Origin of the sequence: Methylobacterium tarhaniae (genome assembly GCF_001043955.1) — a bacterium.
In the GTDB taxonomy this organism is placed as follows: Bacteria; Pseudomonadota; Alphaproteobacteria; order Rhizobiales; family Beijerinckiaceae; genus Methylobacterium; species Methylobacterium tarhaniae.
The window spans coordinates 1-24,120 of the sequence record NZ_LABZ01000052.1; the positions used below are offsets into that span (position 1 = coordinate 1).

Consider the following 24,120-nt stretch of genomic DNA (forward strand, 5'->3'; position numbering starts at 1 on the left):
GGGCGCCCGCCACAACATGGAGGATTTCGTCAACGACGAGTGGGCGAGCTTCGCTCAGCTCGCCTGGACCGACATGCGCACCACCTCGGGCTCGTGGCGGGTGGCGCGGGACTTCCCCAACCTGCCGGCCTGGATCGTCAAGGCGGTCGGCGGCTCCACGGTGCACTGGGCCGGCGCGTCCTTGCGCTTCGAGGAGCACGAATTCCGCATCCGCGACCATTACGGCGCAATGCCGGGCGCCAACCTCCTCGACTGGCCGATCACCCGGGCCGAGCTCGATCCCTGGTACGAGAAGGCCGAGGACCGGATGGGCGTGACCCGCACCAACGGCATCCCGGGCCTGCCAGGCAACAACAACTTCAAGGTGCTGGAGGCCGGCGCCCGCCGCGTCGGCTACAAGGAGGTCCATACCGGCCGGATGGCGATCAACAGCGAGGAGCGCCACGACCGCGGATCCTGCCAGCAGATCGGCTTCTGCTTCCAGGGCTGCAAGTCGGGGGCGAAGTGGTCGACGCTGATCGCCGAGATTCCCCGCGGCGAGGAGACCGGCAACCTGGAGGTCCGCCCGAACTGCATGGCGCTGCGTATCGAGCACGACGCCTCCGGCAAGGTGACGGGGGTCGTCTATGCCGACGCGGAAGGCAGGCTGCAGCGCCAGAAGGCCCGCATCGTCGCGGTGGCCGGCAACTCGATCGAGAGCCCACGGCTGCTCCTCAACAGCGCCTCGTCGATGTTCCCGGACGGGCTCGCCAACTCGTCGGGACAGGTCGGCCGCAACTACATGCGGCACATGACCGGCAGCGTCTACGGCGTATTCGAGAAGTCGGTGCACATGTATCGCGGCACCACCATGGCGGGCATCGTCCGGGACGAGGCGCACCACGATCCCCGGCGCGGCTTCTCCGGCGGCTACGAGATGGAGACCGTCTCCCTGGGCGTGCCGTTCATGGCGGCCTTCCTCAATCCCGGCGCCTGGGGCCGCTCCTTCACCAGCGCCATGGAGCAGTATCCGCGCATGGCCGGGATGTGGCTCGTCGGCGAGGACATGCCGCAGGAGACGAACCGCATCACCCTCGACCCGACGGTCAAGGACAAGCACGGCATGCCGGTGGCGAGCGTGCATTACGACGACCACCCCAACGACGTCGCGATGCGCAACCACGCCTACAAGCAGGGCGCGGCGATCTACGAGGCGGTCGGCGCCACGGTCACCTATCCGGTCACGCCCTATCCGAGCACCCACAACATGGGCACCAACCGGATGAGCGCGAAGCCGCGGGACGGGGTGCTGAACAAGTTCGGCCAAACCCACGACGTGAAGAACCTGTTCGTCTCCGACGGCAGCCAGTTCACCTCCGGGGCGGCCTGCAACCCGACCTTGACCATCGTGGCGCTCGCCCTGCGCCAGGCCGACCATATCGCCGGTGCGATGCAAAGGCGGGACATCTGATGCGCGTCCTCGTCCTGCCCCTGCTCGCGGCCCTCTCCGCGGGCCCCCTCCTCGCGCCGGGCGCCTTCACCGGGATCGCCTTGGCCCAAGGCTCGCCGACCCCGGCCGCCCCGCCGCGCCAGCCCGGCGGCGCCGCGGCCTATCCGGACAGCCCGGGCGGGACGCCGGCGGCCGAGCGGGAGGGCCGCTCGGTCGCGACCGACCATGCCGCCTGCGCGGGGTCCGGCCCGTGCCCGGCGGCGCCCGGCCCTTCCGGCGCGGCCGATGCGAGCCGCACCGCGGCGCCGAGCAGCTCGGTCGGCCAGGCCGGCCCGGTGCCGAGCACCGCCTACCCGGACGCTCCGGGCGGGATGCCGTCGAACCGGCCGGACGGCACGGCGCCACGCTGACGGCGGCCCGGGCTCTCCGCGATCCCGGATGCCGGGGAGGCGCATCCGGGGTCGGCTCCCGGCCAACCAAGGCCAAAACAGATGCCGCCGGGGGCAATCATTAGGCAAGATGCGAAGTAGAACTCTCGGGAAGAATTCAATTCGGTCCTGTTAGGGCGCTGGTAAGGGGCCGCTGTGCATCGTGCCGGCACTTCCCGTCGGCGGCCCTTGCCCATGATTTCAACCAGCCACGCGCATGTGACCGCGATCGTCACGCGGGTTCATCTGCGCTCGGGCGCGGAGGGCGACTTCGCACGATGGCAGGCTGCCCTGACCCGGGCGGCCGGCGAGGCGCCGGGCTTCGTCAGCCTGGAGGTGGCTCCGGTCGCTCCCGAGGCGTCGGACTGGCACGTGGTGCAGCGCTTCCGCGATGCGGCGGCACTCGCGGCCTGGCGCGACGGCCCGGCCAGGGCGGCGTGCCTGACGACGCTCGCGCCCCTGCTCCATCCCGACCACCCCGCCGCCCCGGACGAGGCGGCCCCCGACTTCCACGACCTCGCCTGCGTGACCGAGGTGATCGCCACGCGGGTGGAGCCCGGGCGGGAGCCGGCCTTCCGCGCCTGGGCCGAGGCGGCGCAGGCCGCGCAGGCGCAGTTCCCCGGCTATGCGGGAACGCTCGTCCAGGCGCCCCTGCCGCCGCAGATCCCCTACTGGACGACGCTCGTGCGCTTCGCGACGCCGGCCCAGCTCGATGCCTGGCTCGGCTCGCCCGAGCGCCAGGCGCTGCTCCGCCAGGCCGATCCGGCGGTCGCGACCTGGACCAGCCGGAGGCTCGCCGCCCCCTTCGCCGGCTGGTTCCCGGAGGAGGGCGGTGCCGCTCCGCCGGCCTGGAAGCAGACGGCCCTGGTGCTGCTCGTGCTGTTTCCGGTGGTGATGCTGGAGATCCGCTTCCTCAGCCCGCTCACCGCCGGGCTGCCGACGGCCGTCGCGACCTTCATCGGCAACGCGATCAGCGTGTCCTTGGTCTCCTGGCTGCTGATGGGCCTCGCCACCGCCGCCCTCGGCTGGTGGCTCACTCCGGCGCCGAACCGGCGCCGGCGCATTGAGTTTCTCGGCGCCTGCGTCATGCTGGGCCTGTACGCGGCCGAGATCGCCCTGTTCACCGTCCTGCCCTAGAGGCGAGAAAAGGAACCCGAGATGAGCGACGACAAGACGATCACCGACGACGACAAGGCCTTCATGGCGCGGGCCATCGCGCTGTCCGAGAAGACCTCGCTCATCGACAGCGCCGGCGGGGTGTTCGGCAGCGTGATCGTGCAGGACGGCAAGATCCTGGCCGAGGGCGCGAACCGCGTGGTCGCCGAGAACGATCCGACCTGGCACGGCGAGATCGACGCGATCCGCAAGGCCTGCAAGGCGCAAGGCAGCTTCAAGCTGCGCGACGCCACCCTCTATACCAGCGCCGAGCCCTGTCCGATGTGCATGGCGGCGGCCTATTGGGCCGGCATCAAGACGATCTACTACGCCTCGACGAACGAGGACGCGCTGCGCTACGGCGATTTCGACGACAGCATGATCTACGGCGAGCTGAAGAAGCCGGTGGGCGAGCGCTCGATCCCGACCCGCCAGATGATGCGCGCCGAGGCCGTCGAGGTCTGGAAGAAGTACCACGACAAGGACGATCGCGTTCCGTATTGATGGCGTGAGCCGAAACGCTGCCGTTTTTGAAAGAACCGCCGCTGGTTTTCAGCACAAACCGGCGGCACATCAAAAGGGGTGGCGAACGCTCCCTATCGCGCAGGGTCAAGCGCAAGCCCCTCCCGTTCCCGAACGACCGGAGCGTCGGCGGGGGGAGAGCCGGAAGGCGGGGAAGTCGCGATGAAGCGGCGGCGCCTTGCCTCCGTCGCAGGAAGGCGGACGCTGCGCGGATGTGGTGCTGGCTTCCAGAGCATTGCCCGACGAGGCGGATACCGGTTCGTGGGACGATACGGCAAAATCATCAATCCAGAACGGCACACGACCCGCGACCGTGTGCCGTTCTTTAGTTATTTTTGCTTCAGCCCCAGTCGTCCGGGAAAGAGGGCGACTTGCCATGGCGGGCCCGCCCGCGCGGTACGCCCGTGGATCGCCGTCGTGAAGCGGAGGCGTCCGCCGACTCGCTGTCACGCCCGCCCTGCGACCGGCATGTCGGCCAGCCTCGGCCGGGGCCGCTCGATCAGGGCGGCGGCGAGCATCGCTTCGAGCCGGATCAGGTCCTCGTCGGGCTCGGGCTGCCAGCCGCAGCCGCAGCGGGGCGCCGGGCCGTGCAGGGAGGCGATCTGGCGATAGAGGGTGCCGACCGTGCGGGCCGCCGCTTCGAGCGCCGCCATCGGCGGCAGCGGACCTCTCTCCAGGGCGTCCCAGAAAGCCAGCGTCAGGGCCTGCTCCAGGGCGGCCTGCCCCCGCGCCTCGGCCTCGGCCATCTGCCGCTCGCGCTGGTGGAAGGTCATCGCGCACTCCCCGGCTCGCTGATCAGGCCGATCAGGCGTTCGAAGGACAGGCCGACGGGAGGCCATCCTTCGCGAATCAGACCCGCGCAACCGTGAATCAGGATCAGCGCTCGCGCCATCGAGGCCTCCATTTCGGATCATGCCGGGGATCGGCCCGCCTTCAATGCAGCAGGCCTTCCGCATTCGCAAGATCATCGTGAAATATTGGAGGATTTCTATCTTGTGGCGATCCGTCTATATTGTGTTCTGAATTATGTAAGTTCCAGACTGCGGGAGGGGCCGAAGCGGATTGGCAGCGGCGTCGGGAGCGGCTACCTGGGGCACCCACCGATCCTCGCAGGCTCAAGACAAAGGCTCGAGACCGATGACCGACACCCCGCCCGACCGCCTCAGCACCGATCCGCGCAGCCCCTTCCACGACGCCGCCCTGCTCGAGCGCGGCGTCGGCGTGCGCTTCAAGGGCGTCGAGAAGACCAATGTCGAGGAGTATTGCGTGAGCGAGGGCTGGGTGCGGCTCGCCGCCGGCAACGCCCGCGACCGGTTCGGCAATCCGATGACCGTGAAGCTGAAGGGTCCGGTCGAGCCGTATTTCCGCAGCGCCGAGGCCGGCGCGACCGACGCCGGGTAGCGGGCGCGGGTGCCGGACCCCTGCGCGCCGCCTGCCGGGGGCTCGGGGCCCCTCAGGCCTGCTCTCCCGACACCGTTGCGGCGAGGGGGAGCGCCGTCGGGGCGGCCCGGACGGCGACGAGGCTGGCCGAGTGTCGTGGCCGGGGCGTTCGGCGCCCCGCAGCGATGAGCCGATCTCGATCGGCGCAGGCGTCGCGGTCGTCGCGATCGGCAGGTCGCGCGCGGAGCCCGGACGGAACTGCGAGCCCTCAGACGGCGGAGCCGCGCCCGGGCGATCGGCCGGATCCAGCCTGGACGCATGACGGCCTGCGGATCGCCTTACGACATGCGACCGATGGCTTCGGGCGATCCCCCCATGATCGCTTTCGCAAGGCGGATTTCGGCTTCGCCCGGATGTGTGGAGCCAGAGGCTCCGCCGCGGAGGCTTGTGATATCGGTTGCGGAAGCGATCGTCCGGAACCGGGATCAGGGGGAGCGGGCGGCACCCTCCGCCCGCAGGGCGGCGAGATCGAGGCGGCGGGTCACCATCTGCAGCCCGCCGGCCTCGTCCCGCGGCCACTCGGCTTCGGGCCGGTCCCGGTACAGCTCCACCCCGTTGCGGTCCGGATCGTCGAGGTAGAGCGCCTCGCTGACGCCGTGGTCGCTCGCGCCGGTGAGCGGGATCTCGGCGGTGTCGAGACGCGCGAGGGCGTCGGCGAGCGCCGCCCGGGTCGGGTAGAGGATCGCCACGTGGTAGAGCCCGGTGCTGCCGGGCGGCGGCGGTGCGCCGCCCGCGCTGTCCCAGGTGTTGAGACCGATATGGTGATGGTAGCCGCCGGCCGACACGAAGGCGGCCTGGGTGCCGTAGCGCTGCATCAGCGTGAAGCCGAGCACCCTGCAATAGAAGCCGAGCGCCCGGTCGAGATCCGCCACCCGCAGGTGGACATGCCCGATGCGGGTGCGCGGGTCGATCGGGTCGGTCATGTCTCTCTCCTCTGGCGGCGCACATCCGGCGGCCTGCGCAGACTGCATCGTTTGAGAATGTCCGGAAATCCGGCATCTCATATCATCACTTCACACGCCCAGAGTGAGATCGAGCCGTGCCCGACCGGCTGACCGGAATGCAGATCTTCGTGCGCGTCGCCGCGACCGGCAGCTTCTCGGCGGCAGCCCGGGCGCTCGGCCTGTCGCAGAGCGGGGTCACCAAGCACGTCGCCGCCCTCGAGGACCGGCTCGGCGCCAGGCTCCTGCACCGTAGCACCCGCCGCCTGACCCTGACCGAGGCCGGCCGGCGCTACCTCGAGGCCTGCGAGCGCATCCTCGCCGAGATCGACGAGGCCGAGGCGGAGGCCGGCGCAGAGGCGGCCGAGCCTCGCGGCACTCTGCGGCTCAACGTGCCGGTCTCGTTCGGGGTCTTGCAGGTCGCCCCGATCCTGGCGGAGTTCGGGCAGGCCTATCCGGCGCTGACCGTCGAGCTGGGCCTCAACGACCGGCCGGTCGACCTGATCGAGGAGGGCTGGGACCTGGCGCTCCGGGTCGGCCACATGCGGGATTCGAGCCTGGTCGCCCGGTTCCTCGCCCCGTGCCGGATGCGGGTCTGCGCCGCGCCGTCCTACCTGGCCGCAAACGGCCGGCCGCGGCGACCCGAGGATCTCGGCCAGCATAACTGCCTCGGCTACACGCTGGCGAGCAGCGACGGCTGGCGCTTCGAGGGCACCACCGTCGCGGTCGAGGGCTCGCTGCGCGCCTCGAACGGCGCCGCCCTGGTGGCCGCCGCCGCCGCCGGGCTCGGGGTGATCTACCAGCCGACCTTCCTGGTCGGCGACGCCCTGTGCCGGGGCAGTCTGGTCGCGCTCGATCTCGGAGACATCCCGTCCCTGCCGATCCACGCCGTGATGCCCTCGCGCCGCCGCGCCCCCGCGAAGGTCAGGGCCCTTGTCGAGTTCGTGGCCGGCCGCTTCGCCGACCCGCCCTGGGACCGTGATCTGCCCGCTCCGCTCGGCGCTGACCAGCCGCTGCCCGCGGCCGGCGGCATCTCGGAAGCCACCGGGCGGCGGCCGCTCGCGAGGTCGGCATGAACGCGCGCGTGCCGCTCCGCGTCCTGCCGAGGGGCTGGCCGTCCCGGGCCGACGCCATCTCGGACACCCTGGCCTTCCCGGACCGGGATTTCCTCCGCCTGGTCGAAGCCCACGGCCTGACCGGCAGCTGGACCTGGACCTTCGCGACCAACGAGCGGGCCTGGTCTCCGGGCCTGTTCCGGCTGCTCGGCTTCGAGCCGGGCTCGGTGCGGCCGGATTTCGAGCTGTTCCTGAGCCTCGTCCATCCGGAGGACCGGCCGCTCGTCGAGGACAACGCCCAGGTGATGCGGGACGGGGTCTTCAACGACCACACCGTCCGGGTGATCCGGCCGAACGGGTCGCTGCGGGTGCTGGAGAGCCGCGGCACGGTCTATTTCACCCCCGAGGGGCGGCCCCGCGCCGTGGCCGGCGTGGTGCTGGACGTGACCGACGCCGAGCACCTGGCCGGGCTGCACCGCGAGGAGCAGCGCCGCCGGCGGGTGCTGTTCGAGCAGGTGCAGGCCTGGACCCATGCCTCGCCCTACTCGGACTCCTTGCGCATCGCCTCGCGCGAGCTCCTCAGCCTCACCGGCCTGACCCAGCAGGAGTTCCACGACGACTGGACCCGGATCCTGGTGCCGGAGGAACGCCTGCGGGGTCGCGACACCGCCCTGGCGCGGATCGCCGCCGGGCGCCCCTTCGTGGTCGAGCACCGCCTGGCCCTCGCGAGCGGCGAGAGCGGGCTGTTCCGGGGCGCCTTCGTCCCGGTGCGCGACGCCGACGGGCGGATCGAGACCTGGGCCAGCTTCAATTGCCGGATCGACGGGGTCCGGCCGGTAGTGCCCACGGGCGCGGCGCGGCGCGGCCTGGAGCAGGCCATCCAGGGCGCGCATCTGCGCGCCGCCCGCGGCCTCCTCGACTGGTCGATGGCCGATCTCGCCGCGGCCAGCGGCCTCTCGCTCTCGACCATCCGGCGCCTGGAGGAGGGCTGCGACGGCGCGCGCAGCCGCCACGCCGCGATCGAGGCCCTGCGCCGGGCCGGCATCGGCTTCGTGCTCGTCGAGGGCGACACCCTGGCGGTCGCCAAGATGCGGTGACGGCGATGCGGTGACGGCGATGCGGTCACCGGGATGCGATCACGCGGGCCCTTTCCGGCCCCGGCAGGGCTTGCCATATCATGCGCATGCCCGCCCCGAAGAAGCCCCGCCTGTCGACCGGCAAGGCCTCCAAGCCCGAGCTGAAGCCGCTGGACCCGTTCCTCGCCGAGTTGCTGAACCCGGCGCTGAACCGCGACCGCCTGCCCGCCGTGGAGCCGCCGCCGCCCGAGCCGCCGAAGCGGGGGCGCCCGCGCAAGGACGCGGCCAAGAATGCGGTCGTGGCCAAGAATGCGGCCGAGGCCAAGAATGCGGCCGAGGCCAAGCCCGCCCGCAAGGCCAGGCGGGCCGAGGCCCCGGGCGGCTTCGGCGAGGCGCCGCAGGCCGCCTTCGCGCACGGCACGGCCGCCGATGTCGAGCCTGCTCTCGCCCAGGCGCTCGGCCTGCGCGAGCCGGACGGCGAGGCGGTGGAGGAGCGCGGGTCGCTGGCGAGCGAGGGCGTCTCGGCGACGGTCGACGCGCTGACCAAGCTCCTCACCGAGGGCAACCCGCTGTTCAAGAACGGCGAGCTGTGGCGGCCGCACCGCCCGGAACGGCCGCAGAAATCCGAGGGCGGCGTCCCGTTCCGGCTGAAATCCGAGTTCACGCCGGCCGGCGACCAGCCGCGGGCGATCGCCGAGCTTGTCGCCGGCGTGAAGGGTCAGGAGCGCGACCAAGTGCTCCTCGGCGTGACCGGCTCCGGAAAGACCTTCACGATGGCCAAGGTCATCGAGGAGACCCAGCGCCCGGCCCTGATCCTCGCCCCCAACAAGACCCTGGCGGCGCAGCTCTACGGCGAGTTCAAGGCGTTCTTCCCCGACAACGCGGTGGAATACTTCGTCTCGTACTACGATTATTACCAGCCAGAGGCCTATGTGCCGCGGTCCGACACCTTCATCGAGAAGGAATCGTCGATCAACGAGCAGATCGACCGGATGCGCCACTCCGCCACCCGCGCGCTCCTGGAGCGCGACGACGTCATCATCGTCGCCTCGGTCTCGTGCATCTACGGCATCGGCTCGGTCGAGACCTATACGGCGATGTCGTTCACCGTCAGCCTCGGCGAGAAGATCGAGCAGCGCCAGCTGGTCGCCGACCTGGTGGCCCTGCAATACAAGCGCATCCAGTCCGATTTCGCCCGCGGCACCTTCCGGGTGCGCGGCGACGTGATCGAGCTGTGGCCGGCCCACTTGGAAGACCGCGGCTGGCGCATCGGCCTGTTCGGCGACGAGATCGAGTCGATCTCGGAATTCGATCCGCTCACCGGGAAGACGATCAACACGCTCAAGTTCGTCAAGGTCTACGCCAACAGCCACTACGTGACGCCGCGCCCGACCCTCCAGCAAGCGGTCAAGGGCATCAAGGACGAGCTGAAGTGGCGGGTCGAGGAGCTGACCCGGATGGGCCGGCTGATCGAGGCGCAGCGCCTGGAGCAGCGCTGCACCTTCGACCTCGAGATGATCGAGGCGACGGGGGCCTGCAACGGCATCGAGAACTATTCGCGCTACCTCACCGGCCGCAAGCCCGGCGAGCCGCCGCCGACCCTGTTCGAGTACCTGCCCGACAACGCGCTGGTCTTCACCGACGAGAGCCACGTCACGGTCTCGCAGATCGGCGGCATGTACCGGGGCGACTTCCGCCGCAAGGCGACGCTGGCCGAATACGGCTTCCGGCTGCCCTCCTGCCTCGACAACCGCCCGTTGCGGTTCGAGGAATGGGACGCGATGCGCCCGCAATCGATCCACGTCTCGGCGACGCCGGCGAAGTGGGAGCTGGAGCAGACCGGCGGCGTCTTCGCCGAGCAGGTCATCCGCCCGACCGGCCTCGTCGACCCGGTGATCGAGGTGCGCCCGGCCCGCTCCCAGGTCGACGACCTGTTGGGCGAGGTGAAGGAGGTCGCCGCCGCCGGCTACCGGACGCTGGTGACCACCCTCACCAAGCGCATGGCCGAGGACCTGACCGAGTACCTGCACGAGAACGGCGTACGGGTGCGCTACATGCATTCCGACATCGACACGCTGGAACGCATCGAGATCATCCGCGACCTGCGGCTCGGCGCCTTCGACGTCCTGATCGGCATCAACCTCTTGCGCGAGGGCCTCGACATCCCGGAATGCGCACTGGTCGGCATCCTCGACGCCGACAAGGAAGGTTTTCTGCGCTCCGAGACCTCGCTGATCCAGACCATCGGGCGGGCCGCCCGCAACGCCGACGCCCGCTGCATCCTCTACGCCGACCAGATCACCGGCTCGATGGAGCGGGCGATGGCGGAGACCGAGCGCCGGCGCAAGAAGCAACTCGCCTATAACGAGGAGCACGGCATCACGCCCCAGAGCGTGAAGCGCAACATCTCCGACATCCTGGAGAGCGTCTACGAGCGCGACCACGTCCAGGTCGATACGGGGCTGGCCAAGTCCGCCGTCACGGTGGGCCACAACCTCAAGGCGGTGATGGCCGACCTCGAGAAGCGGATGCGGGCGGCCGCCGCCGATCTCGACTTCGAGGAGGCGGCGCGCCTGCGCGACGAGCTCAAGCGGCTCCAGGCGACCGAGCTCGCCATCGCCGACGACCCGATGGCCGAACAAGCGGATGTCGAGCGCGAGGCCGGTCGCTTCGGCGCCAAGCGCAAGCGGCGCGGCCCGGAGCCCCTTGGCTATGGCCCGGGCGGCAAGGGCACTTCCGACGAGGGCACCCGCATCCGCGAGCCCGACCTCGACGACATGGGCCCGGGGACCGACCGCGAAGTGCCGTTCTCCTATGCCGAGCGCCCGACCGGCCGCTCGACGCAGGGCTTCCCGGGACAGCGGCCGAAATACAAGGGTCGCAAGGGGCGGGGCTGAGGCGCGGGTCCAAGCCGGCGCGGCGGACAGTCCCGCGCCGGTCGCGCTCCCGCCCGGTGCCGGATCTCATCGCCGCCGCGGCCCGCGAAATCCTGGTCTATCACACCCGTTGCTGCCGCCCCGCGCCGCTTTGTCGAAGCCGCTTGCGGAACACTTGCGGAACGCTTACCATGTTCGCGATTTGTTTCCGGAGCGCGCCAGCGCGGGGATGAGAGTGTCACATGCTCACGCGTAAGCAGTTGGACCTGCTCCGCTTCATTCAGCAGAGAATGCGCGAGACGGGCGTCCCCCCGTCCTTCGACGAGATGAAGGACGCCCTCGACCTCAAGTCGAAATCGGGCATCCACCGCCTCATCACGGCCCTGGAGGAGCGGGGCTTCCTGCGCCGCCTGCCGAACCGGGCCCGGGCGATCGAGGTGATCCGGCTGCCCGACGCGGTGGCCGGGCCGGCGGCGACCGGGCCGAGTGCCGAGGTGGTGCGGTTCAACCCCAGCGTGGTCGAGGGCGGGCGCGCCCACGAGCCCAAGCGCCCCGCCGGCATTCCCGCGACGGCGACGGCGCCGGACGAGAACGGCCAGTCGGTCAGCGTGCCGGTCATGGGCCGGATCGCTGCCGGTACGCCGATCTCGGCGATCCAGAGCCAGAGCCGCTCGGTGGCGATGTCGCCGGACTTCCTCGCCAGCGGCGAGCATTACGCCCTGGAGGTGCGCGGCGACTCGATGATCGAGGCCGGCATCCTCGATGGCGACCTCGTGGTGATCCGCCGCCAGGAGACCGCCAATACCGGCGACATCGTGGTGGCGCTGATCGACGACGAGGAGGCGACCCTCAAGCGTCTGCGCCGCCGCGGCTCGTCCATCGCGCTCGAAGCCGCCAATCCGGCCTACGAGACCCGGGTGCTCGGGCCGGACCGGGTGCGGATCCAGGGGCGGCTGGTGAGCCTGGTGCGGAAGTACTGAATCGATTCAGGAATTGGCGCCTCGCTCAACCCTCCCCCCTCTGCGGGGGAGGGTGGCCCCTGCGTCAGCAGGGGCCGGGAGAGGGGCAGCGCGACGCTTCAGGGCTTGGCGCCCTTCAGAACGGTTCAGTCATTTCCGGAAACGTCGTCCCCTCTCCCGCCCCGCACATGAGTGCTTCGCACTCGCAGCGGGGCACCCTCCCCCGCAGAGGGGGGAGGGTTCAGGGCGGCGTTGCACTCTTCAGTGCGCGCTCCCCGTCGCCACGAACTTGAACAGGAACACCCCGGCGATCACCCACACCACCGGCTTCACGTCGCGGAACCGCCCGGTGAGCAGCTTGATCACCGCGTAGGTGATGAAGCCGAAGGCGACGCCGTTGGCGATCGAGTAGGTGAAGGGCATCAAGAGCGCCGTCACGCAGGCCGGCAGCACCTCGGTCAGGTCGTCCCAGTCGAGATCGACCAGCTCGTGCAGCATCAGGCAGGCGACGTAGAACAGGGCCGGCGCCGTGGCGTAGGCCGGGACCGAGCCGGCGAGCGGTGCGAAGAACAGGCAGGCGAGGAACAGCACCGCCACCGTGGCGGCGGTGAGCCCGGTGCGGCCCCCCTCCTCGACGCCGGACGCGCTCTCGAGATACGCCGTGGTGCTCGACGTGCCGAGGAGCGAGCCGACGAAGATCGAGGACGAATCCGCCATCAGCGCCTTGTCGAGGCGCTCCATCTTGCCCTCGGTGAGGAGCCCCGCCCGGTTGGCGACGCCCATCAGCGTGCCGGTGGCGTCGAACAGCTCGACCAGGAAGAACACCAGGATCACGTTGAGCAGGCCACCCGACAGGGCGCCCTTGATGTCGAGGGCGAACAGGGTCGGGGCGATCGAGGGCGGCAGCGAGGCGACGCCCTGGAAGGTGTTGTCGGCGACGATGAAGCTGAGGGCCGTGACGGTCAGGATGCCGGCGAGCAGGGCGCCGCGCACCTTGCGCACCGAGAGCACCGCGACGATCAGGAAGCCCAAAACCGCCAGCACCGTGCTCGGCTTGTGCAGGTCGCCGAGGGTGACGAAGGTCGCCGGGCTCGCCGCCACCACGCCGGCGCTCTTCAACGCGATGATCGCCAGGAAGAGCCCGATGCCGACCGTGATGGCGATGCGCATCGATCGGGGAATGCCCTCGACGATGATCCGGCGCAGGCCTGTCAACGTGACGGCCATGAAGCACAGGCCGGAGATGAACACCGCTCCGAGCGCCGCCTGCCAAGTGTAGCCCATCTGGAGCACCACCACGTAGGCGAAATAGGCGTTGAGCCCCATGCCGGGGGCGAGCGCGATCGGATAATTGGCGTAGAACGCCATCACCAGCGATCCGATCGCCGCGACGAGGCAGGTGGCGACGAACACCGCCCCCTTCGGCATCCCGGCATCGCCGAGGATGTTGGGATTGACGAAGACGATGTAGGCCATCGTCAGGAAGGTGGTCAGCCCGGCGAGCATTTCCGTACGCACGGTCGTGCCGTGGGCCGAGAGCGCGAAGGTGCGCTCCAGGATTCCACCTCGAGGAGGTCCGACCGGCCGGGTCAGACCGTCGTCGCGCTTCAGGTCCATCGCTCCTCCTCAGCATCATTCGCCGAAGTGGTCACCGGTTCGGCGATGACCACAATGGTGCAAGAAACACGCTAAGGCAGGCTCGCGCCCTGCAAGTCCGCCTCACCGCTCCGGGCCGCGTCGTCGACCTGCCGGTAGATCCGGTCGGGCGCGAACGGCGTCGCGGTCAGCCGCGCGCCGGTCGCGTCCCGGATGGCGTTGCCCAGGGCCGCCGCGACGGGGTTGAACGGGCTCTCGCTCATCGACTTGGCGCCGAGCGGCCCGATTCCGTCATGGGTGTCGGCGAAGATCACCTCGGTGCGCGGCACGTCGGCGATGGCCGGGATGTGGTAGGTGCGGAAGGACGGGGTCGCGACCCGTCCCCCTGCATCCACCGCCAGGTCCTCGTAGAGCGCGGCGCCGAGCGCCTGGGCGACGCCGCCCTCGATCTGGCCGCGGCACTGCACCGGGTTCATCACCCGGCCGGCATCGGCGGCGTGGACGCTGCGCAGGATGCGCAGCTCGCCCGTTCCCGGATGCACCGCGACCTGGAAGCCCTGGACGTTGAACGCCACCGAGCGCGGCGTGCCGTCGGCGTGCCCCATCGCGTCCGCGGGGCCGAGATCGGCGAGCGCCACCCGCGCCTCCCCCGCCGTGACGGCGTCGCCGTCGAGGCGGCAGGCGGCGGGATCGACGCCGAGGCGGGCGGCGGCGCGCCCGCGCAAGGCATCGGCGAGGGCCTCGGCGGCGCGTAAGGTCGCCTGGCCCGCCACCACGATGCCGGTGCTGCCATAGGCGCCGGTATCGTGCCCGACCGCGTCGGTATCGCCCTGCCGCAAGCCGATCCGGTCCGGGGTTGTGCCCAGGGCCTGCGCGGCGATCTGGCCGTGCACCGTCGAGGTGCCGTTGCCGAACTCCACCGTGCCGACGCTCAAGGTGTAGCGCCCGTCGCCGTCGAGGGCGATGCGGGCCTCGGCGAAGTGGCCCCGGGGCGGAATGGTGTCGATCATCGACAGGGCCATGCCGGACCCCGTGCGCCAGCCCGGCGGGGCCGGGGGAGGGGGAACGGACAGGGCCGCCGAGACCGCGTCGAGGCACTGGTCGAGGCCGTAGCTGCCGTATCGCACGTCGTGCGGCTCCAGGCTCGTCGAGACCATCGGGTCGCCGGGCCGGACCATGTTGCGCCGCCGCAACTCGAAGGGGTCGAGGTTCAGCGCGCGGGCGAGCTCGTCCATGGCAGATTCGACCGCGAAGATGGTCTGGCTCAACCCGTATCCGCGAAAGGCGCCCGCCGGCAGGGTGTGGGTGTGGACCGCATGGCCGTCGACCCGCTTGTTCGGGCAGCGATAGACCGCGATCACCTCGTTGCAGCCGTGATGCAGCACGCCGCCGGCATGGTTGCCGTAGGCGCCGGTATTCGACAGCACCTGGAGGTCGATCGCCGTCAGGGTGCCGTCGGTCCGCGCCCCGAGGCGCACCCGCACCCGCATCGGGTGGCGGGTCGTGGTGGCGGTGAACTGCTCGGTGCGGGTCAGCTCCCAGCGCACCGGCCGGCCGGTCGCCATCACGGCGAGCGCCACCAGATCCTCGGTCAGCATCTCCTGCTTGCCGCCGAAGCCGCCGCCGACCCGGCCGCACTCGACCCGGACCTCTTCGCGAGGAAGATCGAACAGGGCGCAGAGGGCGTCGCGGGTGAGGAACGGCACCTGGGTGCTGGAGCGGATGACGAGGCGCCCGTCCGGATCGCGCCAGCCCAAGGCCGCATGGGTTTCCAGATGGGCGTGCTGGATCCGCTGCGAGCGGTAGGTTCCCTCGTGCACCACGTCGGCCGCCGCGAGGCCCGCGGCGACGTCGCCGATCTCGCCATGCGCCTCGGCGGCAAGGTTGGGATGGGGATGCAAGGGCGGCGCGTCCTCGCCCGTCGGCCGCGCGCCGTGGACCGGGGGGGCGTCGGGGGTCAGCGCCTGCTCGGGATCGAGGCAGGCCGGCAGCACCTCGTATTCGACGCGGAGCGCCCGGCAGCCGGCCTCCGCCGCCCCCTCGCTCTCGGCGATGACGGCCGCGACGCGCTGGCCGACGAAGCGCATCACCGAGTCGAGCACCCGGGTGTCGCTGGCGTCGTCGGCCGGGTTCTGGTGCCGGGCGGTGGAGAAGAGGCGGTCCGGCGCGTCCGCGTGGGTGAGCACCCGCACCACCCCGGGCAGGGCCAGGGCGGCCTCGGCGTCGATGCGCAGCACCCGCGCATGGGCGTGGGGCGAGCGCAGCACCTTCAGGTGCAGGGCGCCCGGCAGGTCGAGGTCCAGGGTGTAGCGCGCCCGGCCGCTGACGATCGCCGTGCTGGCCGGGGCCGGCGGATTGTGCTCGCAGGACGACCCGGCCGATCCCTCGGCGCCCGCGATCGCGTCCGCGATCGACCGGTAGCCGGTGCAGCGGCAGAGGTTGCCCTTCAGCGCTGCCGGCAGGTCCTGCCGCTGGCCCTGGTCGAGGGCGGCTGCCGTCATCACCATGCCGGGGGTGCAGAAGCCGCACTGGAACCCCTGCGCGGCGACGAAGGCCGCCTGAACCGGGTGGAGGGCGGCGGGCACGCCGTCCCGCGGCGAGCAGGGGCCGCCCAGTCCCTCGACCGTGGTGATGCTCCGCTCCGCCGCCCGGAAGGCCGGTACCAGGCAGGAATGCAGCGGCTCGCCGTCGACATGCACCGTGCAGGCGCCGCAATCGCCGGCGTCGCAGCCTTTCTTGACGCCGAACCAGCCGAGCTCCCGCAGCAGGGTGCGCAGGCACTGCCCTGCCCGGGGGGTGACCTCGTGCTCCGTCCCGTTGACCGTCAGTCTCATGCGCCGCCTCCCCCGAGTTCGGCCCGTGCCTCCTCGGCGAGGAGCCCGGTGACGTGGCGCCGCCAGTCCGGCGCGCCGTGGACGTCGTCGTACCAGAGCCCGTCCGGAATCGCCGCGGCGAGGGCCGCCGCGAGGTCTGCGGCCCCGGGCAGGCCCGGACGGTCGATCCGCACCGGGCGCCGGGTCGCGGCCGTCACCGTCAGGGCGAAGGCGCCGGCGGGGTCGAGCGTCGCGATCACCAGGGCGCCGGAGCGGCCGTTGGGGCTGAGCGAGAGGCGCCGGAAGGCGGTGCGCCGCCGGAAAGCCGCCGCCGGCAAGTCGATCCGGCGCAGGATCTCCCCGGGCGCGAGCGCCGTCTCCTGCGGCCCGCGCACCAGGTCGCGGACGGGCAGGCGCCGCTCGCCGCCCTCGGGCGTCCAGATCAGGCACTCGCCGTCGAGGGCGACCGCCAGCGCGATCATCGGCCCGGCCGGGAGCGCCAGGCAGAGGTTGCCGCCCACGGTGGCGGCGTTCCAGACCTTGAACGAGCCGAGGAGCGCCCGGCAGCACCGGCCGATGAGCGGTGCGGCGCTGAAGGCCGTCGGCAGCTCGAGCCGGCCGAGGGCCGCGATCGTGCAGGTCGCGCCGATCTGCAGGCCCTGCTCCGTCACCGCATGGGGCTCCCAGCCGAGGGAGGGCAGATCGATCAGCCGGCCGATCCCGTCCTGCGGCTCGGAGAAGAGCCAGGTCCCGCCGGCGAGCCAGGCGTCGCCCGGCCGCCAAGCCGGCAGCGCCGCGCGGGTGCGGGGCGCCACCACCTCCGTGATGCTGTCGAGGTCCATGAGCCTTCCCGCGCGCCTCCCCGGACTGGGTACCCACGACCTTAAGGCAAGATCGCGTCCAGCGCGGTAGGCCCGACGCCCCGGGCGGCCCGCGCCATCGGCCGCGTCGCGGCCGCGAGCCGGCGAAAGATCGGGTGTGCAAACCCGTTAACTATTTGTTAGCAAATCGATTGACTTTAGCAAGTCGTTAACCCACTTATCGCGCATCCCGGACGATGAACAGGTCGCCGTCATGCCCGCTCTAGAAAAGTTTACTTCCGGCTTTACGTTGTCGCCCGAGATGGGGACAAAGACAATGCAGCCGGGGTATCCCAGGGAAGCGAGCGCCATACAATCGGCGGCGCGAGCAGTTGATCTGCCGAAGACTGGGAAGAAAATCCGCAAGGACGAGGACAGGACGGCGAAATTCAATCCTGAGTTGATTATCAAGTCGTTTAACACCTGGGCGTTCAAGCGGGAACAGCCCGGAAACCCGGAGCGGCTGGTGCCGGTGGTCGAGGCGGCGGCCCGGGCCGGGCGACCGCTCGAATTCGTGCAGTACTGGGGCAAGGGTCCGCGGACCGGGATCGCCGCGCCCGATCTCGCCTGCCTCGACTATCTCGGCCAGCTCGCCGAGCGGGTGCGCCAGGTCTACGCGCCGGGGGCGCTCTTCCGGCTGATCTTCACCGATACCCATGCCTCGCTGAACGGGCATCCGGCCGAGGCGGCGGATGCCTATTTCGGCGCCATCGATGCCGCCGCGCAGGCCCGCGGCTTCGCCAGCACCCGGCTCAGCGACGTCGTCGCCTTCGCCCGCGAGATCGGCGCGGACACGCCGCAGGAGGAGCCGACGGGCGAGATCCTGGCGAGCCTGATCGCCTGCGCGGCCAAGTGGTACCGCGGCGAGGGCTCCACCGAGCAGGGCGCCCTCGACTACCACCGCATGAACATGGTCGAGAAGCGCGCCGTCGCGGCGGCCTTCCCGGAGGCGGTGTTCGTCACCTTCAACGGCAGCGAGTTCCGCGACCTGTTCCCGGCCACGATGCCGGTCTTCTACATGTACTCGCTGCGCCGCGGCGTCGGGGTGAAGCCGTGGTTCATGGACGCCCAGCCGGCCGCTCAGCCGGCCGGCCAGCCAGTCGCCTGATCCGTACCGCCAGCGTCGGAGACCCCCATGCAGAGCGCCGCTCGCGCCCCGGCCGCCGGCCATCCGCCGGCGGAGGCCGCTCGCCCCGCCGACAACATCCCCCTCGGCATCGCGCTGATGATCGGCGCGACAGTGCTGCTGACCCTGTCGAACGCGTTCTCGAAACACCTCGTCGCCCATTATCCGGTCGGCGAGGTGATGTTCCTGCGCTCGTCGATCGCCTTCGGGCTGGTCTGCGCCTTCATGCTGCCGGCGACGGGCCTCGGGGTGTTCCGGACCCGGCGGCCCGGGGCCCATGTCGCCCGCGGGCTGTCGCAGGCGATCTCCCAGACGCTGACGGTGCTGGCGCTCGGATTGATGCCGCTCGCCGGCGTCACGGCGATCGGCTTCTCGGCACCGCTCTTCGCCGCCGTGGTGGCGATCCTCTGGCACAAGGAGGCGTCGGACCCGGTGCGCTGGGGCGTGCTGATCGTGGGCTTCCTCGGCGTCCTGGTGGTGACCAATCCGGGGGCCGATTCGCTGCAGGTCGGGGCGCTGTTCGCGCTGGGCAACGCCGTCATGTACGGCACCGTCACGGTGGCGGTGCGGGGCATGGCCAAGACCGAGAAGGCCGGCACGCTGCTGATCTGGCAGATGGCCGTGATGGCGGCGGCCCATTCCGTGCTGCTGGTCTTCGGCTTCCGCTGGCCGAGCCTGGCCGACGCCGCCCTGTTCGGGCTGCTCGGCGCCTCGAATGTCGGCGCGCAGTATCTCTGGACCCGGGCGCTCTCCTCGGCGCCGGCCACCGCGGTGTCGCCCTTCTACTACCTGATGCTGGTCTGGGGCATGGGCCTCGGCTATCTCGCCTTCGGCGAGGTCCCGAACCTGCACCTCGTCACCGGCGGCGTGATCGTGGTCGCGGCCGGCGCCCTGCTCCTCTGGCACGAGACCTGGGCGCGGCGGCAGCCCGAGACCCGGACGCGCCGGCGCGACAGCGCGCCCCCGCTGGACAGCGCGCCCCGGCGCTTGGCCTGCCCGGTCGCCATGCCCCTGCACCGGCCCGAGACCCTCATCCTGTCCAGGGATTTGCGGGCTTGAGAGCGAAGGCCACTCGTCCCGACCTCGGGGTTCCGCGGTCGGGCTGAATCCCGTGAGTACCGTCAGGGGGTCCAGTGCGCGGGGAGCCCCGTACACGAGAACGGGAAGCGGGCGAAAGCAGATCGCCATCGCGGGCGTCACCAGTGACGTCAGCAAACTCTCCGCGATACGAGAGCCCGCCTCGATCTCCGACGCGCCATCGACCGGTGCGACGAACTCATCGCCACCCAGGGTGGATCATCTTGTTCACGCTCCGGATGAAATTCCTCGATCCGGGATGTCCAGCAAAGAGCGACCCGTATCGCTCTTTGAGCAGCGGCATGGCTCGCGTGCCGAACCACTGAAGAACCTCGGCCTTCGACAGGTTCAGGCGCCGACTGGCGGCCTCGACCAGGGCAGCCATCTCGGCATCGTCATAGTTTCCGAGCGAGGTATGGACCCCGTCGAGCTTCGCCTCATCCAGAATCTGCTCCCACGAATGGAAACTCACTCCAAGCGATTGATTCTACCGTCAGAGTTCTGAACGCGGGATCGCCGCTCCTTGCAGCGATCCCGGGCAAGCCCGAGGTCGACCGCGCCCAGGTCGTGCGAGCGCGGCAGCAGGACGACGAGCTTATGGTCCGGCTGGGTCGCGGGCACGAGCGTGACCTGTTCGAAGCACACTCTGCCGTCGTCGGGATGATCGAACATCCGCAGGCCGCCTTCCCGGGCCAGCACCGCATGGTCGTTCCAGAACATCGCGAATTCGGCACTGCTCCGGCGCAGGTCGCGGATCAGGTCGTCCATCGCGGGATCGTCCGGATTGTGCCCGGTATCGGCCCGGAACTCGGCCAGCAGACGGCGGGCGCGGTCCTCCCAGTCCTGGATGAAGCGGCGCGCCGCCTCGTGAAGGAACACGAACCGCAGCAGGCACGGCTCTCCGCTGTCGAACCAGGGGGCGAACAGGCGCCCCGCGGCCTCGTTCCAGCCGCGCGCCCGCCAGAGACGGTCGAGGAGATAGGCCGGCGCCGTCAGGGCGCCGAGGGCGTCCAGCAACTCGGGTGGGGCGGTGGCCGGCACCGTCGCGGCGGCGGGCGCGGCAGGGTCGCGCCGCCGCGTCAGCTCGAACAGGTAGGCGCGCTCCGCCGGGTTCAGCCGGAGTGCGTCCGCCAGCCGGGCCAGAGCCGCCGCGGACAGGGCGATGTCCCGCCCCTGCTCGACCCAGGTGTACCAGGTCGTGCTGAGGCCGCTGAGCTGCGCCACCTCCTCGCGCCGCAGGCCGGGCGTGCGTCGCCGGGCCGGCGCGCCCGGCGGATGCCCGAGGGAGGCGGGCGCCAGCGCCTCGCGGCGGGTGCGGAGAAAGGCGCCGAGCAGACGCCGCTGGTCGACCGGCAGGGACATGCTGGTGCTGGACATACCAGGATATCCTGCCAACTTGTACCAGCATGAAGACAGTTTCAGGGTGGTTGTCCCACAGCGGAGCGCAACCATGACCACGCAGCACGCCTTCGTCGCCCAGGAATACGGTGGCCGGGCTCCGGACTATGTCACCAGCGCGGTGCACAGCGCCGGTGGCGACCTGGATCAGGTGGAGGAGGCCGTTCGCGGCCTGAGCACCGCACGGGTGCTCGACTTAGGCTGCGGCGGCGGCCATGTCAGCTACCGCGCGGCGCCCCACGTGGCCGAGGTGATCGCGTGCGACATCACTCAGGCCATGCTGGATGCCGTCGCCGCCACGGCGGCCGAGCGCGGCCTCTCCAACATCGCCGTCCGGCAGGCGGCTGCGGAACAGCTGCCCTTCCCGGCCGCGTCGTTCGACGTCGTCCTGTGCCGCTTCACCGCGCATCACTGGCAGGATCTGGAAGCCGGGCTGCGGGAGGCGCGCCGCGTCCTCAAGCCCGGGGGCCGGGGCGTGTTCATCGACACGGTCGCGCCGGCCGACCGCGTTCTCGACAGCCATCTGCAAGCCATCGAATTGCTGCGGGACGCGTCGCATGTCCGCAACTACAGTACGGCCGAGCTGGTCTCCGCCCTGTCCCGCGCAGGCTTCGCCGTCGAGGGCATCACGATGCGGCGGTTACGGATGGAGTTTTCCGTCTGGACGGCCCGGACACGGACGCCCGCATCCCACGCGGATGCGATCCGCTCGTTGCAGGAGCGAGCCCCTGCCGTCGTCAGGGAGTCCTTCGCCGTCGGACCGGACGGGAGCTTCGACCTGGATGCAGCGACCCTCATGACGGTCGCCTCTTAGGTCGGCGATGTCCCGCCCGACCGCCGAGCCTCTCTCCCGCTTCGGTGCCGGTCTCGCACGGGAGAGAGATCCGGCGACGGTCCCGCGACGCGGACCGATGCGGCGGCCCGCGTCCCACGCCGCCAGGGATCGAGCCGCCGGGGATCAAGCCGCCAAGGTCTTGGCCTTCTGGTTCTCGGCGCACCAGCGATCGATGAGGGCCCGTGCCTCCCCGGCCGGAACCGGGCGGCTGAACAGGTAGCCCTGGACCTCGTCGCAGCCGAGGAGCGCCAGGACGCGCTGCTGGTCGGCGGTCTCGATGCCCTCGGCGGTGGTGCGCATGCCGAGCACCCGGGCGATGTCGATGACGGCGCGGACGATCGCGGCGTTCTGCGCCCCGGCGCCGAGACCGGTGACGAAGCTGCGGTCGACCTTGATCCGGTCGAACGGGAAGCTCCTCAGGTAGTTGAGGGAGGAGTAGCCGGTACCGAAATCGTCCATCGCCACGTGCAGGCCCAGGGCCTTCAGGTCGCGCAGGATGGTCAGCGTCGCCTCGCCGCTGTCGAGCAGCATCTGCTCGGTGATCTCGAGCTCGAGGCGGTGGGCCGGCAGGCCGGTCCGGGCCAGGACGCCGCGCACCATCCCGACGAGGTCGGGGCCGGTGAACTGCACCGGCGACAGGTTCACGGCGATCTTCAGCCGCTCGGGCCAGGTCGCGGCCTGGCGGCAGGCCTCGGTCAGGGACCACTCGCCGATGGCGTGGATCAGGCCGCATTCCTCGGCGATCGAGATGAACAACGAGGGCGGCACGCTGCCCCGCTCCGGGTGGCGCCACCGCGCCAGGGCCTCGAACCCGGCGATCTCGCCGGTCTTGAGGATGACCGAGGGCTGGTAATGCAGCTCCAGCTCCCCGCGCTCGATCGCCCGGCGCAGGTCGCTCTCGATCTGGCGCCGCTCCTCCAGCCCCTCGCTCATCTGCCGGTCGTAGAACCGGAACGTGCCGCGCTTGCCCGCCTTGACGGCGTAGAGCGCGAGATCGGCGGCGATCAGGAGGTCGTCCGCATCGCTGCCATCCGCGGGCCCGACCGCGATGCCGATGCTGACGCTGGAGCGGATCTGGTGGCTGCCGATCTCGAAGGGCGGCAGGACCGCCTCGGCGATGCGGTGCGCCAGGGCCTCGATGGCCTGTCGGTCGCCGGCGCCCGGCACCAGCAGCGCGAACTCGTCGCCGCCCAGGCGCGCCAGCAACTGGCCGGGCGCGAGCACGGCGGCGAGGCGGTCGCCGACCGCCTGCAGCAGGTGATCGCCGACCTTGTGGCCGAGGGTGTCGTTGACGAGCTTGAACCGGTCGAGGTCGAGGAACATCACCGCGTAGGTGGCGTCCGGCGCCGCCCGCGCCGTCTCCGCCACCGCCTCCAGGGAGGCGCGGAACACCCGGCGGTTCGGCAGGTCGGTCAGGGGGTCGAGGGAGGCCAGGCGCGCGACCCGGACCTCGGCCTCGGAGCGCTTGGCCTCGATGCGCAGGAGCTTCTCCACCGCGATCCCGACGAGGAGCGTCATCAGCGCCGCCGCCATCGCGTCCATCCGCAGGGTCGCGCGGGAATCCTTGTAGATCTCGGCCTCGGGCACGCTGACGCTCACCCAGAGCGGATGCTCGCGCACCTTGCGGATCGTCACCAGCCGGGCCTCGGCCCCGTCCGGCATCTCGAGGGTGAAGGTGCCGGACCGGCCGGAGCGGATCTTCTGGTAGGTCTCGGTCCGGGAGAGGTCGGCGCCGACTCCGAAGCCGCCGCCGGCGCCGCCGCTGGAGCGCACCACCCCGTCGCTGCCGATGAGCGAGATCGAGGCCGGGCTGCCGAGATCGATCTTGTCGTAGAACTGGGTCAGGTGGCTCGGGTTGAGCGAGGCCACCACCACGCCGCCGAAGCGTCCGTCCGGCCCGAGGAAGCGGCGGCTGAACTGGACCGAGACCCGGCCGCTCGCCCGTCCGATCACCGGCCGGCTGATGTAGAGGTTGTCCTCGGGGCTCTCGACATGGACGCGAAAGTGGTCGCGGTCGCTGAGGTCGGTCGCCGGCGGCGGCTGCGGTCCGGCATTGGTCGCCCGCATCACGCCGTCCGGACCGATGATCGCCACCTGCACGATGATCTCGCTCAGGAGATCGGTCGTGTTGACGATCGTGCCGTAATCCTCCTTGCCGCTGCGGTTCTGGATGCTGCGCCGCATGTAGAGCAGCGACTTGTCGATCTCGCCGATCGAGCGCAGGACGTTCTCCTCGAAGACCATCGCGAAATTGTGCGTGGTGCGCTCCGAGTCCTGCAGGGCGTCACGCATGTCGCTCTGGTGCTTGACCGCGACGCCGCTCCAGAGGAGCGCCACGACGATCAGGCCGAGGATCACCGGCCCACGGCGCTCTGCCAGAAATCTCGGAAACTGCTTGAGGTACAGGGCCATCCCGGCTCGTCCAGCGGCTGCGGTCATCAGAGTATGCGCCGTGAAAGTTATCGGTATCTGAATCCGGATGCCCCATTCTGATATTTTCGCTTGCGGCCACAATGGTATAGCTTTGCGTGCCG

The 24,120-nt window shown here is 70.7% G+C and carries 20 protein-coding genes; 12 read left to right on the top strand and 8 right to left on the bottom strand.

Features of this window, described 5'->3' with window-relative positions:
* From VQ03_RS08380 to VQ03_RS08395, 4 genes are all read left to right on the top strand, one after another.
* Nucleotides 1–1,450: GMC family oxidoreductase (locus VQ03_RS08380; protein WP_048450431.1), on the top strand; the 1,450-nt coding region annotated here is incomplete at its 5' end.
* The gene (locus tag VQ03_RS08385) at nucleotides 1,450–1,839 is read left to right on the top strand and encodes a hypothetical protein (protein ID WP_048450432.1); all 390 of its coding nucleotides are present in this window, start codon (nucleotides 1,450–1,452) and stop codon (nucleotides 1,837–1,839) included. The genes VQ03_RS08380 and VQ03_RS08385, both read left to right, overlap by 1 nt.
* A gap of 213 nt (nucleotides 1,840–2,052) precedes the next feature.
* Entirely contained in the window at nucleotides 2,053–2,994 is a 942-nt protein-coding gene (locus VQ03_RS08390) for an antibiotic biosynthesis monooxygenase (RefSeq protein WP_048450433.1), read from the top strand.
* Nucleotides 2,995–3,015: 21 nt separating this feature from the next.
* The gene (locus VQ03_RS08395; RefSeq protein ID WP_048450434.1) at nucleotides 3,016–3,516 is read left to right on the top strand and encodes a nucleoside deaminase; all 501 of its coding nucleotides are present in this window, start codon (nucleotides 3,016–3,018) and stop codon (nucleotides 3,514–3,516) included.
* A gap of 464 nt (nucleotides 3,517–3,980) precedes the next feature.
* On the opposite strand, the gene VQ03_RS08400 is transcribed toward VQ03_RS08395, so the two are convergent.
* Nucleotides 3,981–4,307, bottom strand: a complete 327-nt coding sequence (locus VQ03_RS08400; protein WP_208605487.1) for a hypothetical protein — start codon at nucleotides 4,305–4,307, stop codon at nucleotides 3,981–3,983.
* Between the two features lie 364 nt (nucleotides 4,308–4,671).
* On the opposite strand from VQ03_RS08400, the gene VQ03_RS08405 reads away from it, so the two are divergent.
* Nucleotides 4,672–4,935, top strand: a complete 264-nt coding sequence (locus VQ03_RS08405; protein ID WP_048450435.1) for a DUF3297 family protein — start codon at nucleotides 4,672–4,674, stop codon at nucleotides 4,933–4,935.
* 464 nt (nucleotides 4,936–5,399) lie between these two features.
* Here the strand turns inward: VQ03_RS08405 and VQ03_RS08410 are convergent, their stop codons facing one another.
* Entirely contained in the window at nucleotides 5,400–5,897 is a 498-nt protein-coding gene (locus VQ03_RS08410) for a VOC family protein (RefSeq protein ID WP_048450436.1), read from the bottom strand.
* 116 nt (nucleotides 5,898–6,013) lie between these two features.
* Here VQ03_RS08410 and VQ03_RS08415 point away from each other — a divergent pair, with 116 nt between their 5' ends.
* The 4 genes from VQ03_RS08415 to lexA all read left to right on the top strand — a co-directional run bounded on the left by VQ03_RS08415 (nucleotide 6,014) and on the right by lexA (nucleotide 11,902).
* A complete protein-coding gene (locus tag VQ03_RS08415; protein WP_083467856.1) occupies nucleotides 6,014–6,991 on the top strand; it encodes a LysR family transcriptional regulator in 978 nt (325 codons plus the stop codon).
* Nucleotides 6,988–8,067: a PAS domain-containing protein gene (locus tag VQ03_RS08420; RefSeq protein ID WP_083467857.1), complete on the top strand. Its 1,080-nt coding sequence runs from the start codon at nucleotides 6,988–6,990 to the stop codon at nucleotides 8,065–8,067. The genes VQ03_RS08415 and VQ03_RS08420 overlap by 4 nt, the downstream gene beginning before the upstream one ends.
* A gap of 86 nt (nucleotides 8,068–8,153) precedes the next feature.
* On the top strand, nucleotides 8,154–10,943 hold the full coding sequence (gene uvrB / locus VQ03_RS08425; RefSeq protein ID WP_048450437.1) for an excinuclease ABC subunit UvrB: 2,790 nt from the start codon (nucleotides 8,154–8,156) through the stop codon (nucleotides 10,941–10,943).
* A gap of 221 nt (nucleotides 10,944–11,164) precedes the next feature.
* Complete coding sequence (gene lexA, locus VQ03_RS08430) at nucleotides 11,165–11,902, top strand: transcriptional repressor LexA (RefSeq protein WP_048450438.1); 738 nt, start codon at nucleotides 11,165–11,167, stop codon at nucleotides 11,900–11,902.
* A 240-nt stretch (nucleotides 11,903–12,142) separates the two neighbouring features.
* On the opposite strand, the gene VQ03_RS08435 is transcribed toward lexA, so the two are convergent.
* The 3 genes from VQ03_RS08435 to VQ03_RS08445 all read right to left on the bottom strand — a co-directional run bounded on the left by VQ03_RS08435 (nucleotide 12,143) and on the right by VQ03_RS08445 (nucleotide 17,132).
* Nucleotides 12,143–13,498, bottom strand: a complete 1,356-nt coding sequence (locus VQ03_RS08435; RefSeq protein WP_048450439.1) for an NCS2 family permease — start codon at nucleotides 13,496–13,498, stop codon at nucleotides 12,143–12,145.
* 71 nt (nucleotides 13,499–13,569) lie between these two features.
* Complete coding sequence (locus VQ03_RS08440) at nucleotides 13,570–16,311, bottom strand: molybdopterin-dependent oxidoreductase (RefSeq protein ID WP_048450440.1); 2,742 nt, start codon at nucleotides 16,309–16,311, stop codon at nucleotides 13,570–13,572.
* The gene (locus tag VQ03_RS08445; protein ID WP_048450441.1) at nucleotides 16,308–17,132 is read right to left on the bottom strand and encodes an FAD binding domain-containing protein; all 825 of its coding nucleotides are present in this window, start codon (nucleotides 17,130–17,132) and stop codon (nucleotides 16,308–16,310) included. The genes VQ03_RS08440 and VQ03_RS08445 overlap by 4 nt, the downstream gene beginning before the upstream one ends.
* A 418-nt stretch (nucleotides 17,133–17,550) precedes the next feature.
* Between VQ03_RS08445 and VQ03_RS08450 the strand changes: the two genes are divergently transcribed.
* Together VQ03_RS08450 and VQ03_RS08455 are read left to right on the top strand one after the other, a co-directional pair.
* Nucleotides 17,551–18,258, top strand: a complete 708-nt coding sequence (locus tag VQ03_RS08450) for a hypothetical protein (RefSeq protein ID WP_157064021.1) — start codon at nucleotides 17,551–17,553, stop codon at nucleotides 18,256–18,258.
* A 27-nt stretch (nucleotides 18,259–18,285) separates the two neighbouring features.
* Nucleotides 18,286–19,335, top strand: coding sequence for a DMT family transporter (locus VQ03_RS08455; protein ID WP_053078456.1), 1,050 nt, complete (start codon nucleotides 18,286–18,288; stop codon nucleotides 19,333–19,335).
* Nucleotides 19,336–19,552: 217 nt separating this feature from the next.
* Here VQ03_RS08455 and VQ03_RS08460 read toward each other — a convergent pair whose 3' ends face one another.
* Both VQ03_RS08460 and VQ03_RS08465 read right to left on the bottom strand, forming a co-directional pair.
* On the bottom strand, nucleotides 19,553–19,825 hold the full coding sequence (locus VQ03_RS08460) for a heme NO-binding domain-containing protein (protein ID WP_053078457.1): 273 nt from the start codon (nucleotides 19,823–19,825) through the stop codon (nucleotides 19,553–19,555).
* Nucleotides 19,822–20,730: a helix-turn-helix transcriptional regulator gene (locus VQ03_RS08465; RefSeq protein ID WP_083467858.1), complete on the bottom strand. Its 909-nt coding sequence runs from the start codon at nucleotides 20,728–20,730 to the stop codon at nucleotides 19,822–19,824. The genes VQ03_RS08460 and VQ03_RS08465 overlap by 4 nt, the downstream gene beginning before the upstream one ends.
* Nucleotides 20,731–20,803: 73 nt before the next feature.
* Between VQ03_RS08465 and VQ03_RS08470 the strand changes: the two genes are divergently transcribed.
* Entirely contained in the window at nucleotides 20,804–21,565 is a 762-nt protein-coding gene (locus VQ03_RS08470) for a class I SAM-dependent methyltransferase (protein WP_048450443.1), read from the top strand.
* 144 nt (nucleotides 21,566–21,709) lie between these two features.
* Here the strand turns inward: VQ03_RS08470 and VQ03_RS08475 are convergent, their stop codons facing one another.
* Nucleotides 21,710–23,998 carry a putative bifunctional diguanylate cyclase/phosphodiesterase gene (locus tag VQ03_RS08475; RefSeq protein ID WP_048450444.1) on the bottom strand — a complete coding sequence of 763 codons (2,289 nt, stop codon included), beginning with the start codon at nucleotides 23,996–23,998 and terminating at the stop codon, nucleotides 21,710–21,712.
* Between the last annotated feature and the right edge of the window lie 122 nt (nucleotides 23,999–24,120).

Coding starts and splice junctions, on each gene's coding strand:
- VQ03_RS08400 (WP_208605487.1), bottom strand. CDS start 4,307: ATGACCTTCCACCAGCGCGAGCGGCAGATGGCCGAGGCCGAGGCGCGG.
- VQ03_RS08445 (WP_048450441.1), bottom strand. CDS start 17,132: ATGGACCTCGACAGCATCACGGAGGTGGTGGCGCCCCGCACCCGCGCG.
- VQ03_RS08405 (WP_048450435.1), top strand. CDS start 4,672: ATGACCGACACCCCGCCCGACCGCCTCAGCACCGATCCGCGCAGCCCC.
- VQ03_RS08470 (WP_048450443.1), top strand. CDS start 20,804: ATGACCACGCAGCACGCCTTCGTCGCCCAGGAATACGGTGGCCGGGCT.
- VQ03_RS08440 (WP_048450440.1), bottom strand. CDS start 16,311: ATGAGACTGACGGTCAACGGGACGGAGCACGAGGTCACCCCCCGGGCA.
- VQ03_RS08410 (WP_048450436.1), bottom strand. CDS start 5,897: ATGACCGACCCGATCGACCCGCGCACCCGCATCGGGCATGTCCACCTG.
- VQ03_RS08465 (WP_083467858.1), bottom strand. CDS start 20,730: ATGTCCAGCACCAGCATGTCCCTGCCGGTCGACCAGCGGCGTCTGCTC.
- lexA (WP_048450438.1), top strand. CDS start 11,165: ATGCTCACGCGTAAGCAGTTGGACCTGCTCCGCTTCATTCAGCAGAGA.
- VQ03_RS08475 (WP_048450444.1), bottom strand. CDS start 23,998: ATGGCCCTGTACCTCAAGCAGTTTCCGAGATTTCTGGCAGAGCGCCGT.
- VQ03_RS08385 (WP_048450432.1), top strand. CDS start 1,450: ATGCGCGTCCTCGTCCTGCCCCTGCTCGCGGCCCTCTCCGCGGGCCCC.
- VQ03_RS08455 (WP_053078456.1), top strand. CDS start 18,286: ATGCAGAGCGCCGCTCGCGCCCCGGCCGCCGGCCATCCGCCGGCGGAG.
- VQ03_RS08395 (WP_048450434.1), top strand. CDS start 3,016: ATGAGCGACGACAAGACGATCACCGACGACGACAAGGCCTTCATGGCG.
- VQ03_RS08435 (WP_048450439.1), bottom strand. CDS start 13,498: ATGGACCTGAAGCGCGACGACGGTCTGACCCGGCCGGTCGGACCTCCT.
- VQ03_RS08390 (WP_048450433.1), top strand. CDS start 2,053: ATGATTTCAACCAGCCACGCGCATGTGACCGCGATCGTCACGCGGGTT.
- VQ03_RS08420 (WP_083467857.1), top strand. CDS start 6,988: ATGAACGCGCGCGTGCCGCTCCGCGTCCTGCCGAGGGGCTGGCCGTCC.
- uvrB (WP_048450437.1), top strand. CDS start 8,154: ATGCCCGCCCCGAAGAAGCCCCGCCTGTCGACCGGCAAGGCCTCCAAG.